Below are 16266 nucleotides of genomic sequence, written 5' to 3'. Positions count from 1 at the left end.
GGCGGTGCGCGGCGTGGAAGACGGTTGTTTCTCGGCATCGCCGGCGGCCGCAGCCGTGGACGGGCCGGCGCCAGAAGCGGTCGGGGCTGAAGCCCCTCCTACATTGGCCCCAGCAGCACATTCGCGGGCTCCTGCAGGAGCGGCTTCGATCACAACTAACGCAGCCTCAAACCTTCCGGCTTCGGCAGCCGTCGGGACTGAAGTATCTCCCACAGTGCAGGTAGTCGGCCGTCCGCAAGCCTCTGTAGGAGCGGCTTCAGCCGCGACGAACGGAGCGGCGATCTTTCCAATGTCGGAAGCCGCCGGGACTGAAGTTCCTCCCACAGTGCGCCCGGCGAATAGTCCGCAAGTTCCTGTAGGAGCGGCTTCAGTCGCGACGAGCGAAGTTAGAAACCCTGGTGGTTTTGCTTGTCTGTCGCGGCTGAAGCCGCTCCTACAGGGCACCTTGCAAGAAAGCCACAAGACCCTTGTGGGAGCGACTTCAGTCGCGACGAGTGAAGCAATGGAGGTGCTGCGGCCCGACCGCGTCGTGACTGAAGTCCCTCCCACAGTACGGGTAGCCGACCATCCGCTAGTTCCTGTAGGAGCGGCTTCAGCCGCGACGAACGAAGTCGCGGTCTTGCCAACACCGGAAGCGGTCGGGACCAAAGCCCCTCCCACAGGACTTGTCGCAGGCATGGCATCCCTTGTGGGAGCGACTTCAGTCGCGACGATCGAAGCCCGAGCAGCGACGGTACAATTCGCCCGCCATCCGCGAGCGACTGTGGCCGCAGCCAAGGCAGCGGCGATCGCTCCACACCGCCTGTCCATGCCGCACCGCCTCGGCCGTCTCGCCGTCGCCAGCCTGCATGCCGAGCTGGCCTGCGCGCCGAAGCCGGGTCTGGTCACGCCGTTCGATCGCGGCAGCCACGACGATATGGACGCTTCCACGTTCCTGCGCAGCCTGTTCGCGTTGCGCGGCTACTTCGTCGCGATCGCCACCGCCGGCGCGGCCGATGCGGCGTTCCCCACGCTGCGCGAACTCGGCATCGGCGCCGAGCGCGCGATGCTGCGCGCCACCGGCGGCGTCAACACGCACCGCGGCGCGATCTTCAGCCTGGGCCTGCTGGTCGCCGCGGCGGCGCGGTTGCGCAGCCAGCATCACGCGACGCCGGATGGCGTGGCGGTCTGCAATGCCGTGGGCCTCTGGCGCGAGGCGCTGCTCGACGCACCGCTGGACCCATACAGCCACGGCCAGCGCATGCGTCGCCTGCATGGCGTGGCCGGCGTGCGCGAACAGGCGGCAGCCGGGTTCCCGCTGCTGCGCGACGTAGCGCTGCCGAGCCTGCGCGCGGCGATGCGTGCAGGCCTGGCGCAGGAGGCGACGCTGGCGCAGACCCTGCTGCAGCTGATCGCGCAGACCGACGATCTGAATCTGCTGCACCGCGGCGGCCGCGACGGGCTGCGCTTCGCGCAACGCAGCGCGCGTGCGTTCCTCGAGGCCGGCGGCGTGGCGCAGCCGGATTGGCGCCAGCAGCTGTCGCGCCTCGGCGACGCCTTCGTCGCGCGCCGGCTCAGCCCGGGCGGTAGCGCCGACTTGCTCGCCTGCGCCTGCTTCCTGCAGCGCCAGGAGGGCGTATGAGCCTGGCGCTGCTGTGCCCGGGACAGGGCGCGCAACATCCGGCGATGTTCGACTACAGCGTCGGCGAGCCGGCGGCCGAGGCGGTGCTGACCGCGGCGGCGCAGGTGCTCGGCGCCGATCCGCGGGCGCTGGCCGGCGACGACGCACGCTACGACAACGCCATCGCGCAGCCGCTGGTCTGCACCGCGGTGCTGGCCAATGCCGCGGCGCTGTTGCCGCAACTGCCGACGCCGGCGTTGCTGCTCGGCTACAGCATCGGCGAGCTGGCCGCGCATGCGTTGGCCGGCGGCATGGAGGCGTCCGCCTGCCTGGCACTGGCGGTGCAGCGCGCGCAGCGCATGGATGCGGCCAGCCGCAATGGCGACGGCCTGATCGCGGTGCAGGGCCTGCTGCGCGAGCAGGCCGAGACGCTGTGCGCGCAGACCGGCCTGCACCTGGCCATCGTCAATGGCGACGACCATCTGATTCTAGGCGGCCATGCTGATGCGCTGGCGCACGGCGAGCGGCAGGCGCGTGCGCAGCGCGCGCGGGTCACGCGCCTGCCGGTGGCGGTGGCCGCGCACACGCCGTTGCTGGCGAGCGCGGCGCAGGCGTTCGCCGCCGATCTGCGTGCCGCGCCATTGGCGGCGCCGCGCGCCGCGGTGCTGGCCGGCATCGACGGACACCGGATCGGCGACCGCGACGACGCCATCGGCGCCTTGTCGGCGCAGCTGGCGACGACGCTGGATTGGGCGGGAACGCTGCGCCAGGCCGCCGAACGCGGCGCGCGCGTGTTCCTGGAACTGGGACCGGGCGGTGCGCTGGCGCGCATCGCGCGCGAGCTGTTGCCGGAGTGCCAGGCACGCTCGGTGGAGGAGTTCGGCAGCCTGGCCGCGGCAGCGGCGTGGGTGCGGCAGGCGGAGCAACGCATGCAGTGATGCAGCCGCGGCGGCGGGAGGGGGCGGCGATGGCAGCCGTCGCGGCGCCACGGCAGTTGGCAGTGAGCGATCGACCCAGGATGGCGGGTGGCCATTCGCGGCAGTGGTAGTGGTACGGATCCAGCAAGCTCGGGAGGGCGCATGAGTCCACAAATCGCGACGATCATCGGCTTGATCGTCATGTTCATCGTGGCCACGGCGTTGCCGGTCAACATGGGCGCGGTCGCGTTCGCGTTGGCCTTCATCATCGGTGGCGTCTGGGTCGGCATGGACGGGAAGGAGGTCTTGGCCGGGTTTCCCGGCGACCTGTTCCTGACCCTGGTCGGCATCACTTACCTGTTCGCGATCGCGCGCAACAACGGCACCATCGATCTATTGGTGCATTGGGCGGTACGCGCGGTCCGCGGCAAGATCGTGGCGATCCCGTGGGTGATGTTCGTGGTCACCGCGGTGCTGACCGCGTTCGGCGCGCTCGGCCCGGCGGCGGTGGCGATCATCGGTCCGGTCGCGCTGCGCTTCGCCAAGCAGTACAGGATCAATCCGTTGCTGATGGGCTTGCTGGTGATCCACGGCGCGCAGGCCGGCGGTTTCTCGCCGATCAGCGTGTACGGCGGCATCACCAACAAGGTGGTGGAGAAGGCCGGGCTGGACGTGACCGAGATGGCGGTGTTCCTGACCAGCCTCGGCTTCAACTTCCTGATGGCGCTGATCTGCTTCTTCGCCTTCGGCGGCCTGGCCCTGCTGCGGCGCGGACAGGCGCCGTCGCTGGCCACGGCCGAGTACGTGCCGGTGGGCGATCAGTCCTCGCACCGCCAGTTCGCGATCGAAGGCCATGGCGCGCTGCTGGCGGCCGGCGGCGGCACCTTGTCCACCGATCCGGCGGCGCTGGAGGCGGTGAGCTTGAATCGCGATCGCGTGCTGACCCTGTTCGGCCTGCTCGGCCTGGGCATCGCCTCGCTGATCTACAACCTCAACGTCGGCCTGGTATCGATGACCGTGGCGGTGGTGCTGGCGCTGCTGTCGCCGAAGGCGCAGAAGGGCGCGGTGGACGGCATCAGCTGGTCCACTGTGCTGCTGATCAGCGGCGTGGTCACCTACGTGGCGGTACTGCAGGAGAGCGGGGCGGTGGACTACATCGGCAACGGCGTGTCCGACATCGGCATCCCGCTGCTCGGCGCGCTGCTGGTGTGCTACGTCGGCGGCATCGTCTCCGCGTTCGCCTCGTCGGCGGCGGTGCTGGGCGCGACCATCCCGCTGGCGGTGCCATTCCTGCTGCAGGGCCACCTCGGTGCGGCCGGGGTGATCTGCGCGCTGGCGATCTCCTCCACGGTGGTGGACGTGAGCCCGTTCTCGACCAACGGCGCGCTGGTGGTGGCCTCGGCCGCCCCGGACGAACGCGAGTCGCTGTACAAGCGCTTCCTGATCTACAGCGGCCTGGTGGTCCTGTTCGGCCCGCTGCTGGCGTGGCTGCTGCTGGTGGTGCCGGGGTGGCTGTGAAGCTGGGAATTGGGAAACGAGAATCGGGAATGGGGTGAAGCAGTTCCCGCGAGCCGATGCGTTATTGGTTTCGTTGCTGCAGCGTCGGCCCTTCGGGGCCGATGCTTTTTTGCAGAAGCTATGTGGCGCCGATCGATCGCGCAGACCTGCTTCTACGATTCCCCATTCCCCATTCCCCATTCCCGGCCGTTAGGCAATGGCGCCGGCACATTCAACTTTCCGCCGGCGGCCACGTACATCGCCAGGGCATTGCCCTGGCTTTGCAGGTGCCGGTTCATCGTGCGCTCGGCGCCTTCGGCGTCGCCGCGGCGGAAGCAGTCCATCAGTTCGCGGTGTTCGGACAGCGATTGCTGCATGCGTCCGGGCGCCAGCAGCTGGCGGCCGCGGTGCATCTTGAGGATGCGGTGCAGGTCGTGGGTGACGCGGATCAGCCACGGGTTGCCGGCGAATTCCTGCACCGATTCGTGGATCAGGTAGTTCTGCCGGTAGTACTCGGCCAGGTCGCCTTCGTCGGCGGCCTGCTCCATGCGCGCGTGCAGCGTTTCCAGCCGCGCCAGGCCGGCGGCGTCGACCTTGCGCACCGCTTCGTAGGCGCAGCGGCCTTCCAGCAGCGCCATTACCGGGAACAGCTCGTTGAGGTCTTCCAGGTTCAGCCGGGTCACGCGCGCGCCGCGGCCCGGTTCGATCTGCACCAGGCCTTCGGCCGCGAGCAGTTTCAGGCTCTCGCGCAGCGGGGTGCGGCTGATGCCCAGTTCGGCGACCAGTGCCGGTTCGTCGATCCACTCGCCCGGCGGCAGCACGTAGTCGTAGATCTTCTGCCGCAGCCGCTCGGCCACGTCTTCGTACAGCGCCACGCGCTTGCGCGGCGCGCGGGTGTCGGGTGCGAGGGTCATCGGCGGATCGAAACGCTCTGGAGCCGGTGCTGGCGATACGGCCATTCTAGCGGCCTGCGGGATGTGCCGGCGCCGCGGCATTTCCGCCGGCGCCGCCTATTCCACTCGCTTCTTGTGCGGGAGTCGCGACAGCGCCGATGGCTTGCAGGCGCAGCAGCGCCTTGCGACTTCCACGACTGCGTACCGGACAATGACCTTGCCGATGGAGGCGCTTCAGCATTCCACCGGGTGCGCCGCTGGCGCTTTCAACACCAGGGCCGAGAGCAGCATGGCAAGCATGGACAAGCCGATCGCGATGCTGACGGCGACGTGGATCGCAGCGTTCAGAGGGTGGATCGACGCCAGCAAAGCGCCGAAGATCGCCACGCCGAAGGCGGAACCGCTTTGGCGGCCGGCATTGAGCGTGCCGGCCGCCACTCCGGCCTTGGCACGGTCGACCCCGCTCATGAGCACCGAGGTGGCGGCCGGGGTAATGATTCCCGCGCCGAACCCCACCGCCGGGTAACACACGGCGATACGCCAGTATGGCGCGTCGCCGGCCAACGCGAGCAGGCCGACAAATCCCAGGGCGTACAGGCCGAACCCGGCAATCAGCACGGCGCGGGCGCCGTACGCTCGGGTCAGCCGGCCGCAGGCGAAGCTGCCCAGGGTGACCATGGCGGTCAACGGCAGAAACGCGAGCCCCGTTTCCAGGGCGGACCAGTTGCGGTCCGACTGGAAATACAGGCTCAGCAGGAAAAACAGGCCGTAGAACACCAGGGCCGAGATCAGCGACAGGAACGTCGCCCCCGAGAACGCCACGTTGCGGAAATAGCGAAGCGGCAACATCGGGTCCTGTTGCCGGCTTTCCGTCATCAGGAACACGCACCAGGCGATGCACGCCACGAGTACGCCGACGTACACCCATGCGGAGTTCCATCCCAGCTTCGCGCCTTCGATCAACACCGCCACGGACGTCGCCAGCGCGACGATCGCGGCGACTTGCCCGCCGACGTCCAGGTGCCGGGCGGGCGCCAGCGGCGCCGAAGACGGGATGCGCGACGTCAGCCACACGCCGATCAGGGCAATCGGCACGTTGATCAGGAAAATGCTGCGCCAACCCAACAGTTCGATCAGCACCCCGCCGACCAATGGCCCGGCTGCCATGGCGATCCCGCCGCAGCCCGCCCATACCCCGATGGCGCTGGCACGCTGGTGGGTCTGCGGATACGCCGTGTTGATCAACATCAAGGAGCAAGGCACCAACAGTGCGGCCCCCGATCCCTGCAATACCCGTGCGCCCACCAACGCAGGCAGGCCGGTGGCCAGGCCGCACGATGCGGATGCCAGCGCGAACAGGCACAGGCCGGCCATGTAGATCCTTTTCGCACCGAAGCGATCGCCCAACACGCCGCCAGTCAGCAGCAAACTGGCAAAGGTCAGCGTATACGCGTTGATCACCCATTGCAGCCCGGAGATGTCCGAGCCGAGCGTGTGCGAAACGGATTCCAGTGCCACGTTGACGATGGAGGTGTCGAGGATGACGACCACGTAACTGAGGCTGGTCGCGATCAGCACCTGTCGTTGGCCGCGGGTGGCGGGTTGCATGCCTGCGTGTTCTTCCTTCATCGAGTGGCGGCCGGACTATAGGCCGCCTTCTGCCGGAAATGCTTCGGGCCGTGTCGAAGCGTCGGTACCCGATGGCCTCCTGCGACGCGAGGTGCGCGCTGCTGCCCGGACCGAATGGCAGCATCGCATCGCCTGCGCGTGCATTCGCCTGGCCGCGTCGATGTCGTGTCGCGGCAAAGCGCGGCGATTCACACGGGTTTGCGCGCGGCCCGGGCAAGGTGGCGGCTGGCACATCAGGAGCATCCCATGACCCCGAGGCTCATCACGACCCGGCTTTCGATTCTCGCGGCGCTGGCCGCCGTGGCGCTGAGCGGCTGCGGCAAGCCGGGCGACCAGACCTCGCGCACCGCACCGGCGACCTCGCCGGCGCCGACCGCCGCCCCGGTCGGTGGCGAAAGCGGACGCGCGCCGATCAGCGGCGACGCCTCGGCCAAGGCGATGCTGCAGGTGCTGGAAGGCAACGCGGTGGCGCTGTCGCAGCAGGCGCTGTCGCGCAACGTCAGCGGCAGCGTCGCCGACTTCGCCCGCGAAGTGGTCGCCGCTCACCATGGCGCCGCGGCGGCGGATGCCGGCAAGGGCGGTCCCGGCGATGCGGAGAAGATCGCCGCGCAGGCAGCCAAGGGCAAGGCGCAGTTGCAGGCGCTGGATCAAGAGAAGGACGATTCGGCGTACATGAACGCCTACATGGCGACGATGGTGCGCAGCTATTCCGATGCGCTGGCGGTGATCGATGCCGAACTGGTGCCGGCGGCGCAACAGGACGCGACCAAGCAGGAACTGCAGCAGGCGCGCAAGCGCATCGCCGAGCAACTGGAACGCGCGCAGGCGTTGGCGTCGGCGCGCTACTGAGGGTGCTTTGTCGCGTTGTTGTTGCTGTCTGTCGCGAACCGGCTGCGGTGCTAGCGGCGACACAGTACATAGCCCCTCTCCCCCCGGGAGAGGGGTTGGGGTGAGGGTACGGCGCGAAAGCGACTCGCAGGTTTGGGTGCACGAGGCTTCGCCCGTACCCTCATCCGCCCCTGCGGGGCACCTTCTCCCGAGGGGAGAAGGGAACAGCTGCTAGCCCCTCTCCCCTCGGGAGAGGGGTTGGGGTGAGGGTCCGGCGCGAAGCGTCTCGCGGAGTTGGGTGCACGAGGCTGCGCCCGTACCCTCATCCGCCCCTGCGGGGCACCTTCTCCCGAGGGGAGAAGAGAACAGCTGCTAGCCCCTCTCCCATCGGGAGAGGGGTTGGGGTGAGGGTACGGCGCGAAAGCGTCTCGCTGATTCGGATACGCGAAGCCAGCAAGGCGCACTGCATTTCCGCAGCCATTCGCCAAGAACCACCGCTAGACGTTCGCGATATCCGCAGCTGCCGCTTGCAGTGCCGGCCGCTCCTCGCGCCCATCCGGGTGCCGCGCGAAGTGGGTGGGATCGCTGCCGTGCACCGGCGCTTCGTCTTTCCACGGCCAGCCACCGAATTGGGTGCGGCGGTAGTCGGCCATGGCCTGGGCGATCTCGGCCTGGGTGTTCATCACGAACGGGCCGTGTTGGGCCACCGGTTCGGCGATCGGTCGGCCCTGCAGCACCAGGAACTCGCTCGCCTCGCCATCGCCGTTGATCAGCTCGACCGCCTGGTCGGCGCGCAACTCGATGGCGGCGTGGCTGGTCACTTCGCGCCCAGCCACGGTCACCGCTGCGCCCTTGAAGAAGTACAGGCTGCGGCGGGTGCCGCGGCCTTGCGCGGCGGGCAGGGTCCAGCGTGCGCCGGGCGCCATGCGGATCGTCCAGATGGCCACGTCGGCATCGTCCTGCGCGGCCCACGAATCCGGTGGCGGCGCCAGCGGGCCGCCGGCGCTGCCGGGCGCGGCATCGACGGGACCGATGCGACCCGCCACGCAGGCCACGTCGGTGGTGCGGCCGGCGTCGTCGCTGGCGGTGAAACGCGGCAGGTCCTGCGCCCAGAACATGGTGAAGTGCGGCGCCACCATCTTGTTGCGTGCCGGCAGGTTGAGCCAGATCTGGAACAGTTCCAGCGGGTTGGGGGCGGTGGTGTCGAGCAGCGGGAACATCTCCGAATGGACGATGCCCGCGCCGGCCGTCAGCCATTGCACATCGCCGGCGCCGAAGCGCGCCACCGCGCCGAGCGAGTCGGAATGGTCGATCAGGCCCTGGCGCACGATGGTCACGGTCTCGAAGCCGCGGTGCGGGTGGCCGGGAAAGCCGGGGACCTCCTCGCCGTGGTACATGCTCCAGCCGTCCTTGCGGCTGAAGTCCTGGCCGATGGCGCGGCCTGCCAGCGACGCCGCCGGCCCCATCGCACCGTTGCCGGCGGGGTAGGCATCGTCGTGATAGACGCAGAACAGGAACGGGTCGATCGTTTCCCAGGGGAAGCCAAGCGGCTTGATCTGGACGACAGGGTCGGTCATGGAGAGATCCTTCATGCGAACGCCGCCCGAGATGGAGGCGGCAACTCTTCCGATATGGGGCGATGCCGATGGAACGGAAGGCCGCTCCGAAGGACATCCTGTCCTGCACGGGAAACGCTGGACGTGCCGCCGCCGCATACAGGGCCATGGGGCAGGCACTGGTACTGGCCGCGCGCCGCCGCCGGCCGAGCGAACGAGGCCGGCATCGGCGCGCAACTGAATGCCGGCTGGGGCGCAGCCGGCCCTCCGCGCCCGCACTGCCCGCGCGTCATTGGACTGTCATCTGCCGCGACCAGCATCGCAGGCCTTTCCGACCCTGCGAGCGCCTGGTGCGTCCCGAACCCTTGCCGGCCCTGTCGCGGCTGTTCCTGCAGTGGCGGCCGTCGCTGAGCCGTTATTTCCTGCGCCGCCGCGCTGCGGCGTGGGACGCCGAGGACCTGGTGCAGGAAGTATGGCTGCGCCTGCAGCGCAGCGAGGCGCACGTGCCGGAGATCGCCAATCCGGAAGCCTACCTGTTCACCATTGCCGCCAACCTGATGCGCGAGCACGCGCTGCTCAATCAGCGCAGCACGCAGCGCGACACCTGCCTGGACGAGGTGCTGGAGCGGCTGGCGGTGCCGTGCGAAGCCGATGCGCAGGTGCACCGCGAGCAACGCCGGCGGCGCCTGGCCGAGCTGATGGCGCGGCTGCCGCCGAAATGCCGCGCGGCGATGGTGCTGCGCTACCGCGACGAACTCGGCTACCAGGACATCGCCGAGCAGTTGCAGATCTCCAGCCACATGGTCAAGAAATACATCATCAAGTGCCTGGCGGTGTGCCGGCAGGGCATGGCGCGCTATGCGTGAGTCGCCGATCGCCGCGGCGGCCGCGGCCTGGTACCTGGCGCAGCGCGAGGCGCCGCTGGCGCCGGTGCAGCAGGCCGAATTCCTGGCCTGGCTGCGGCAATCGCCCGCGCACGTGGCCGAATACCTGGGCATCGCGCACCTGCATCAGGACCTGCAGGCCGCGGCGTACTCGCAGCAGGCCAGCAGCGAACAGCTATGCGCGCATGCGCGCCACAGCGGCGCGGTGGTGGTGCCGTTGCGGCCCGAACTCGGCCGCAGCGCCGTGCCGCGATCGCGCGCGGCACCGACCGCGCGCAAGCGCAGCAGGCGCTGGGCCTTGGGCCTGGCCGCCGTCCTCGCGCTGTCGGCGATCGGCGTGGCCACGCAGCTGGCGGTCCCGGACACGGTCGCGGCGACGGTCTATGCCGCCGGCACCGATGCCGGGCGCGAGGTGGCGCTGTCCGACGGCAGCGTGGTGCGCCTGGACCGCGGCAGCGCCATCGCCGTGCGCTACGGTGCGCAGCGCCGCGACATCGCGCTGCTGCGCGGCAAGGCGCTGTTCGACCTCGGCCACGATCCGGCGCGGCCGCTGCGGGTCAGCGTCGGCACGCTGGTGCTGCGCGATATCGGCACCGTGTTCGGCGTCGACCAGCACGACGGCGCCACCCGCGTCACCGTGCTGCAGGGGCGCGTGCACGTGCTGCGCGGCGCGCATCCGTGGTGGCGGCGCAGCGCGCTGCCCAGCGAGGGCGCGCAGCTGGCGGACCTGGGCGGCGGCCAGCAGGCGCGGCTGGATGCGCGCGGCCGGTTGCTGGGAATGGACGCGCATGCCGACATCGCCGGCGCCACCGCCTGGCTGCCGGCACAGGTCGGCGTGCACGACCGCAGCGTGGGCGAGGTAGCGCGGCTGTTCAACGCCTACACCACGCAGCCGCTGCGCATCGCCGATCCGGCGCTGGCCGCGCGCCGCATCAGCGGCGTGTTCCACCTGCGCGATCCGGAAGCCTTCGTCGCCTACCTGGGCAGCCTGCCGAACGTGCAGGTGCACCGCGACGCGCAGGCGGTGACGATCCGCAGCGCGCCGGCGCCGATGTAAGAAAAAATTCATGCAATTACCGGTAGCCGCGCGGCGCTGTGCGGCACTCCTAGGTAGGCATGGCCGTCGCGCTGGATGCGCACGGCGGCCTTCCTCTCCCCTCCGGTAGCACGCCCCATGCGCAACACACTCGTTGTTTCCATCGCCCTGCTGCTCGGCAGCACTTCCTCGTTGCCGGCTTGGTCGGCCCCCGTCGCCGCCACCGCGCCGGCGATCGCGCCGATGCCGCTGGACCAGGCGCTGGAGCTGTTCGCCCGCAGCAGCGGCCTGCAACTGATGTACGACCCGGCATTGGCGGCCGGGCAACGCAGCAACGGTGCGCCGGCCGGCCTGGCGCCGGCGCAGCAGCTGCAGAAACTGCTGGCCGGCACCGGCCTTGACTACCGCATGCCGACGCCGAGCACGGTCAGCATCGTGCGCGGCGCCGCCCCGGCGCAACGCAGTGCCGCCGCCCCGCGCGCGCCGCACGCCGCGGCCACGCCGGCCGCCGACCCGGGAGACCGTGACGACGGCCCGCGCGAACTGGCGCCGATCAACGTCACCGCCAACAGCGTCGATACGCTGGCGCCCAGCGCCGCGCCGCTGGAGGCGAGCCAGCCGACCTCGGTGATCGACGAACGCTTCATCCGCGACGGCCTGCGCCTGAACGCGAACTACGACGACATCATCAAGTACGCGCCGAGCGTGGTCACCACTTCGCCGGAAGGCCCGGGCCTGGGCAAGAACGAAGGCATCAGCATCCGCGGCTTCCAGGACGGCCAGTTCAACACCACCTTCGACGGCATCCCGTTCGGCGACGCCAGCGACCTGCACCACACCACGTCGGCGTACTTCAACAACCACGTGCTCGGCCAGGCCGAGATCGACCGCGGCCCCGGCGGCGGCGCCACCATCGGCAACGCCACCTTCGGCGGCACCCTGGCGCTGCGCACGCGCAACCCCAGCGCGGTGGATGGCGTCACCGCGTACATCACCGGCGGCAGCTGGGACACCTGGTCCACCGGGGTCAGCGCCGACGAGCACATCGGCAACACCCGCGTGTTCGCCGACCTGTCCAAGGAAGCCAGCGACACCTACCTGAAAGGCACCGACGACCGCCGCGAGCACGCCTTCGTCAAGACCGTCACCGAGCTGGGCGAGGCGACCACGCTGACCTTCGTCAGCAGCTACAACCAGGAACACCAGAACACCGTGCAGGGCGCCACCCGCGCGCAGATCGAACAGCACGGCTGGCGCTACGGCCTGGGCAACGATCCGACCCTGCAGAACTACACCGGCTACAACAGCGCGGCGTACTACTCCAGCTTCAGCTACCTGGGCCTGAGCACGCGCCTGGGCGACTGGGACCTCGACAACAAGGTCTACTACAACAGCTTCGACCATACCGCCGCCAAGAGCAGCATCCCCACCAGCGAGAGCGCGGCCGACAACGGCGTGACCTTCTACTCCAGCACCGGCAAGAAGCTGTCCAAGCCGGCCACCGACGTGCCCGGCAAGCTGTCGGACAACGATTTCCATGCCTTCGGCGACGTGCTGCGGCTTGCCCGCGATCTGGGCCCGGGCCAGTTGCAGACCGGCGTGTGGGCGGAACGCAGTCTGGACGAACGCGAGCAGCAGCCGGTGGACATGAGCACCGGCGCGGCCAGCGGCACCAAGTACGGCTATCTGTACAACTACCAGCTGCACGACCGCACCGACACGCTGCAGCCGTACGTGCAGTACGACTGGAAGCTGAGCGACACGCTGACCCTCAGCCCCGGCGTGCGCTATTCGCGGGTGGAACGCCAGCTCGACGCGCAGCTCAACAAGAGCACCCCGCCGGCGCCGTCCTACACCAGCGCCAACTACGACGCGACGCTGCCGTCGCTGAGCCTGCACGACGCCTTCAGCGACCACTGGAGCGGCTACGTGCAGGCCGCGCGCGGCTTCCTGGCGCCGCCGATCGACGTGATCGAACTCAACGGCGAGCGCGGCCTGCAGCCGGAGCTGACCAGCAACTACCAGCTCGGCACCAGCTACGCCGCGCGCGGGCTGACCTTCGGCGCCGACATCTACTACATCGATTTCAGCAACTACATCAGCCAGACCCTGGTCGCCACCGACAGCGGCACCGAGAGCGCCTACGTCAACGGTGGCGGCGCGGTGTACCGCGGCGCCGAGGCCGAGGCCACCTACGCGCTGACGCCGACGCTGAGCCTGTACGCCAACGCCAGCTACAACGAGGCCACCTACAAGCACAGCAGCACCCAGGTCGCCGGCACCCCGCACGTGACCGGGGCATTGGGCCTGCTCTACAACAGCGGCACCGGCTACTTCGGCTCGTTGATGGAAAAGGTGGTCGGCGCGCAGTACGGCGTGGACAACACCACGGACGCCAGCGGCGCCACCGTGTTCGGCAACGACCAGCGCCTGGGCGGCTACGCCAGCCTGGATGCGGCGCTGGGCTATCGCAGCACGCATGGCCCCTACGGCCTGAAGGGCTATTCGATCAGCATGGACGTCAACAACCTGCTCGATCGGCATGCGTTGATTGGCTATGCCGGCGCGCGCTCCTCCGACAACCAGCCGCTGTACTTCGGCCTGGCCGGACGCGGCGTGTTCCTCGACCTGTCGCTGAAGTTCTGAGGCCGGGGGCATGCACGTCTCCATCCAAGCACCCAGGACCGCCGCGCTTGCGCGGCGCCGCCTGCATCGCGTGGCGGCGCTGTTGATGCTGGCCGCGGCGGCATTGCCGGCCGTGGCCGCACGCGTGCCGGCGGGCACCGCGGCGCGCGCCGGCGCGAACGCGCCAGCGCAAGTGCGCCTGAGCATCGTGGTGATGCGCCACGGCGTGCGCGCGCCGACCCAGGATCCGCAAGCGCTGGCCAGGTACGCGGCGCAGCCATGGCCGCAATGGCCGGTGGCACCGGGCATGCTCACCGCGCATGGCGCGGCGGGCATGCAGGCGCTGGGCGCGCGCTACCGGCAGCGCTGGCTGGCCGAAGGCGTGCTGGCGCCGGACTGCGCTGCCGCGCAGGTGGTGCTGATCGCCGACAGCACGCCGCGCAACCATGCCAGCGCCGCGGCCTTCGGCGAAGGCCTGCAGCCGGGCTGCCGCGCCCAGTATCTGGCGCTGCCGACGGCACAGAACAATCCGCTGTTCCACTACGCGGCCGGCAAGGACAGGAACGACGACAAGGACGACGACGCGGTGGCCGCGCCGCTGCATCCGGATGCGGCCACGCGTGCGCGGCTGCGCGCGCTGCAGCAGGTCCTGTCCGACTGCCGGGGCGCCGCCTGCGCCGCGCAAGCGCCTGGCCAGGACACCCCGCGGCTGGACGATCCGCAGCGGCTGGACGATCCCGCGCAGGCGGCCAAGCTGCTGAAGACCGCCGGCAGCCTGGCCGAGAACCTGATGCTGGAATACGCGCAGGGCCTGCCGCTGCCGCAGGTGGCGTGGGGCCGCGCCGATGCGCCCGCCCTGCAACGCCTGATCGGGCTGCACAACGCCTCCTTCGACCACAGCAAGCGCGCCCTGCCGGCGGCGCGTGCCGGTGGCTCCAACCTGCTCGCGCACCTGCTGGCGACGCTGCAGGCCGCAGCCGGACAGACCCCGGCAGTGGCGCCGCTGGCGCCGGCGCACACCCGCGCGCTGCTGCTGCTCGGCCACGACACCAACCTGGCGCATCTGGCCGGCCTGCTCGGCGTGCCCGGCCCGGTGCGCGGCCAGCCCGATGCCTATCCGCCCGGCGGCGCGCTGCTGCTGGATCTGGTGCGGCAGCGCGGCCGCGACTATCTGCAACTGCGTAGCGTGGTGCCAACCTTGCAGGCGCTGCGCGACAACCGCTTCGACGGCGACCGGCTGCGCGAGCGGCGCTGGCCGTTGCCGGGTTGCGGCGGCCGTCTGCGCTGTCCGTTGGCGGTCGCGTTGCCGGCGCTGCAGGCGCGGCTGGACGCGCAGCAGGTGCAGGCCGACGTGCCGGCGTTGACGCCGTGGCCGGTGCAGGCGGCGGCTGGCGATTAGCTAGCGCAGTCCTCGCATCGCGTTGCGCACTTTGTAGGAGCGGCTTCAGCCGCGACAGGATTTATCGGTGATGCCTGTCGCGGCTGAAGCCGCTCCTACAGGGATTTCACGGCATCCCTTCAATTTCCGAGCGGACGGTGTTTGGTCCGGACGGAACCCTGCGCGCACCATCACGGATCGCAACGCGGCGAAGGCCGATCATCGCGGTTCCCGCGCTGCGCGCCCGCGTGGCGTTGCGCCGTCTTTGAAGGTTCCCGCCATGTCGCCGATGTCCGCCGCTTCGCTCCCCGATTCGATGACCGCGATCGAGATCCGCCACCCCGGCGAGCCGGAGGTGCTGGTGCCGGTGCGCCTGCCGCTGCCGCATCCGGGCCGCGGCGAACTGCTGGTGCGGGTGGCTGCGGCCGGGGTCAACCGCCCCGACGTGATGCAGCGCCGCGGCAGCTATCCGCCGCCGCCCGGGGCGTCGCCGCTGCCGGGGCTGGAGTTCGCCGGCGAGGTGGTGGCGCTGGGCGAGGGCGTGGAGCGCTACCGGCTCGGCGATGCGGTGTGTGCGCTGGTCGCCGGCGGCGGTTATGCCGAATACGCGGTGGTGCACGAACGCAACGCGCTGCCGGTGCCGGCGCCGCTGAGCCTGGCCGAGGCCGCGGCGCTGCCGGAGACCTTCTTCACCGTGTGGGCCAACGTGTTCCAGCGCGGCCGCCTGCAGGCCGGCGAGACCATGCTGGTGCACGGCGGCACTTCCGGCATCGGCAGCGTCGCCACGCTGCTCGGCACCGCGTTCGGCGCGCGCGTGATCAGCACCGTCGGCTCGGCCGACAAGCGCGCCGCCAGCCTGGCGCTTGGTGCGCAGGCGGCGATCCTGTACCGCGACGAGGATTTCGTCGCCGAAACCCTGCGCCTGACCGGCGGCCGCGGCGCCGACGTGATCGTGGACCTGCTCGGTGGCGACTACCTGCCGCGCAACTACCAGGCCGCGGCGCTGGACGGGCGCATCGTGCAGATCGGCATCCAGCAGGGCAAGGTTCGCGAGCTGGACCTGATGCCGCTGCTGGCCAAGCGCCTGACCCACACCGGCTCGACCCTGCGCGCGCGCTCGGTGATGGAGAAGGCGGCGATCGCGCGCGAGCTGGAGCAGCAGGTCTGGCCGCTGCTCGAACAGGGCCGGATCAAGCCGCGGCTGGACCGCTGCTTCCCGCTGGCCGAGGCGGCGCAGGCGCATGCGCGGATGGAATCCAGCGCGCATATCGGCAAGATCGTGCTGCTGACCCAGGCCGGGGCGGGGCGGTGAGATCCTGTCGCGGCTGAAGCCGCTCCTGCAGGCGAGCTCCTGTAGGAGCGGCTTCAGCCGCGACAGATGCCCATCGGCCCCGCGCCGCTGGCCCTGTTCAAGCCCCACGCC

General features: G+C 70.1%; 12 protein-coding genes. 9 read left to right on the top strand and 3 right to left on the bottom strand.

Going from position 1 to position 16266, the window contains the following annotated elements; translation table 11 throughout:
* The first annotated feature begins 808 nt into the window (after positions 1–808).
* From mdcB to HEP75_RS20100, 3 genes are all read left to right on the top strand, one after another.
* The gene (mdcB, locus tag HEP75_RS20110) at positions 809–1621 is read left to right on the top strand and encodes a triphosphoribosyl-dephospho-CoA synthase MdcB (RefSeq protein ID WP_185824688.1); all 813 of its coding nucleotides are present in this window, start codon (positions 809–811) and stop codon (positions 1619–1621) included.
* Positions 1618–2538 (top strand): acyltransferase domain-containing protein, encoded by a 921-nt coding sequence (locus HEP75_RS20105; protein WP_185824687.1) that lies wholly within the window; start codon positions 1618–1620, stop codon positions 2536–2538. Before mdcB ends, HEP75_RS20105 begins: the two co-directional genes overlap by 4 nt.
* A gap of 141 nt (positions 2539–2679) precedes the next feature.
* A complete protein-coding gene (locus HEP75_RS20100) occupies positions 2680–4035 on the top strand; it encodes an SLC13 family permease (RefSeq protein ID WP_185821327.1) in 1356 nt (451 codons plus the stop codon).
* A gap of 152 nt (positions 4036–4187) precedes the next feature.
* On the opposite strand, the gene HEP75_RS20095 is transcribed toward HEP75_RS20100, so the two are convergent.
* On the bottom strand, positions 4188–4928 hold the full coding sequence (locus tag HEP75_RS20095) for a GntR family transcriptional regulator (RefSeq protein ID WP_185821326.1): 741 nt from the start codon (positions 4926–4928) through the stop codon (positions 4188–4190).
* Between the two features lie 213 nt (positions 4929–5141).
* Positions 5142–6536, bottom strand: coding sequence for an MFS transporter (locus HEP75_RS20090; RefSeq protein WP_221899284.1), 1395 nt, complete (start codon positions 6534–6536; stop codon positions 5142–5144).
* Positions 6537–6782: 246 nt separating this feature from the next.
* On the opposite strand from HEP75_RS20090, the gene HEP75_RS20085 reads away from it, so the two are divergent.
* Positions 6783–7385 carry a DUF4142 domain-containing protein gene (locus tag HEP75_RS20085; protein WP_185824686.1) on the top strand — a complete coding sequence of 201 codons (603 nt, stop codon included), beginning with the start codon at positions 6783–6785 and terminating at the stop codon, positions 7383–7385.
* 476 nt (positions 7386–7861) lie between these two features.
* Here the strand turns inward: HEP75_RS20085 and HEP75_RS20080 are convergent, their stop codons facing one another.
* The gene (locus HEP75_RS20080; protein ID WP_255423920.1) at positions 7862–8941 is read right to left on the bottom strand and encodes a pirin family protein; all 1080 of its coding nucleotides are present in this window, start codon (positions 8939–8941) and stop codon (positions 7862–7864) included.
* Between the two features lie 329 nt (positions 8942–9270).
* On the opposite strand from HEP75_RS20080, the gene HEP75_RS20075 reads away from it, so the two are divergent.
* The 5 genes from HEP75_RS20075 (at position 9271) to HEP75_RS20055 (ending at position 16155) form a co-directional block, all read left to right on the top strand.
* The gene (locus tag HEP75_RS20075) at positions 9271–9786 is read left to right on the top strand and encodes a sigma-70 family RNA polymerase sigma factor (protein WP_185824684.1); all 516 of its coding nucleotides are present in this window, start codon (positions 9271–9273) and stop codon (positions 9784–9786) included.
* Positions 9779–10861, top strand: coding sequence for a FecR domain-containing protein (locus HEP75_RS20070; protein WP_185824683.1), 1083 nt, complete (start codon positions 9779–9781; stop codon positions 10859–10861). The genes HEP75_RS20075 and HEP75_RS20070 overlap by 8 nt, the downstream gene beginning before the upstream one ends.
* A gap of 117 nt (positions 10862–10978) precedes the next feature.
* Entirely contained in the window at positions 10979–13486 is a 2508-nt protein-coding gene (locus tag HEP75_RS20065) for a TonB-dependent receptor (protein ID WP_185824682.1), read from the top strand.
* Positions 13487–13496: 10 nt separating this feature from the next.
* Positions 13497–14864, top strand: a complete 1368-nt coding sequence (locus HEP75_RS20060; protein ID WP_185824681.1) for a histidine-type phosphatase — start codon at positions 13497–13499, stop codon at positions 14862–14864.
* Positions 14865–15123: 259 nt separating this feature from the next.
* Positions 15124–16155: an NAD(P)H-quinone oxidoreductase gene (locus HEP75_RS20055; protein ID WP_185824680.1), complete on the top strand. Its 1032-nt coding sequence runs from the start codon at positions 15124–15126 to the stop codon at positions 16153–16155.
* The last annotated feature ends 111 nt before the right edge of the window (positions 16156–16266 follow it).

It is taken from the genome of Xanthomonas sp. SI (assembly GCF_014236855.1).
Lineage (GTDB): Bacteria > Pseudomonadota > Gammaproteobacteria > Xanthomonadales > Xanthomonadaceae > Xanthomonas_A.
The sequence above is the reverse complement of the archived record's forward strand: the minus strand, read 5'-3'. Positions and strand labels throughout refer to the sequence as shown.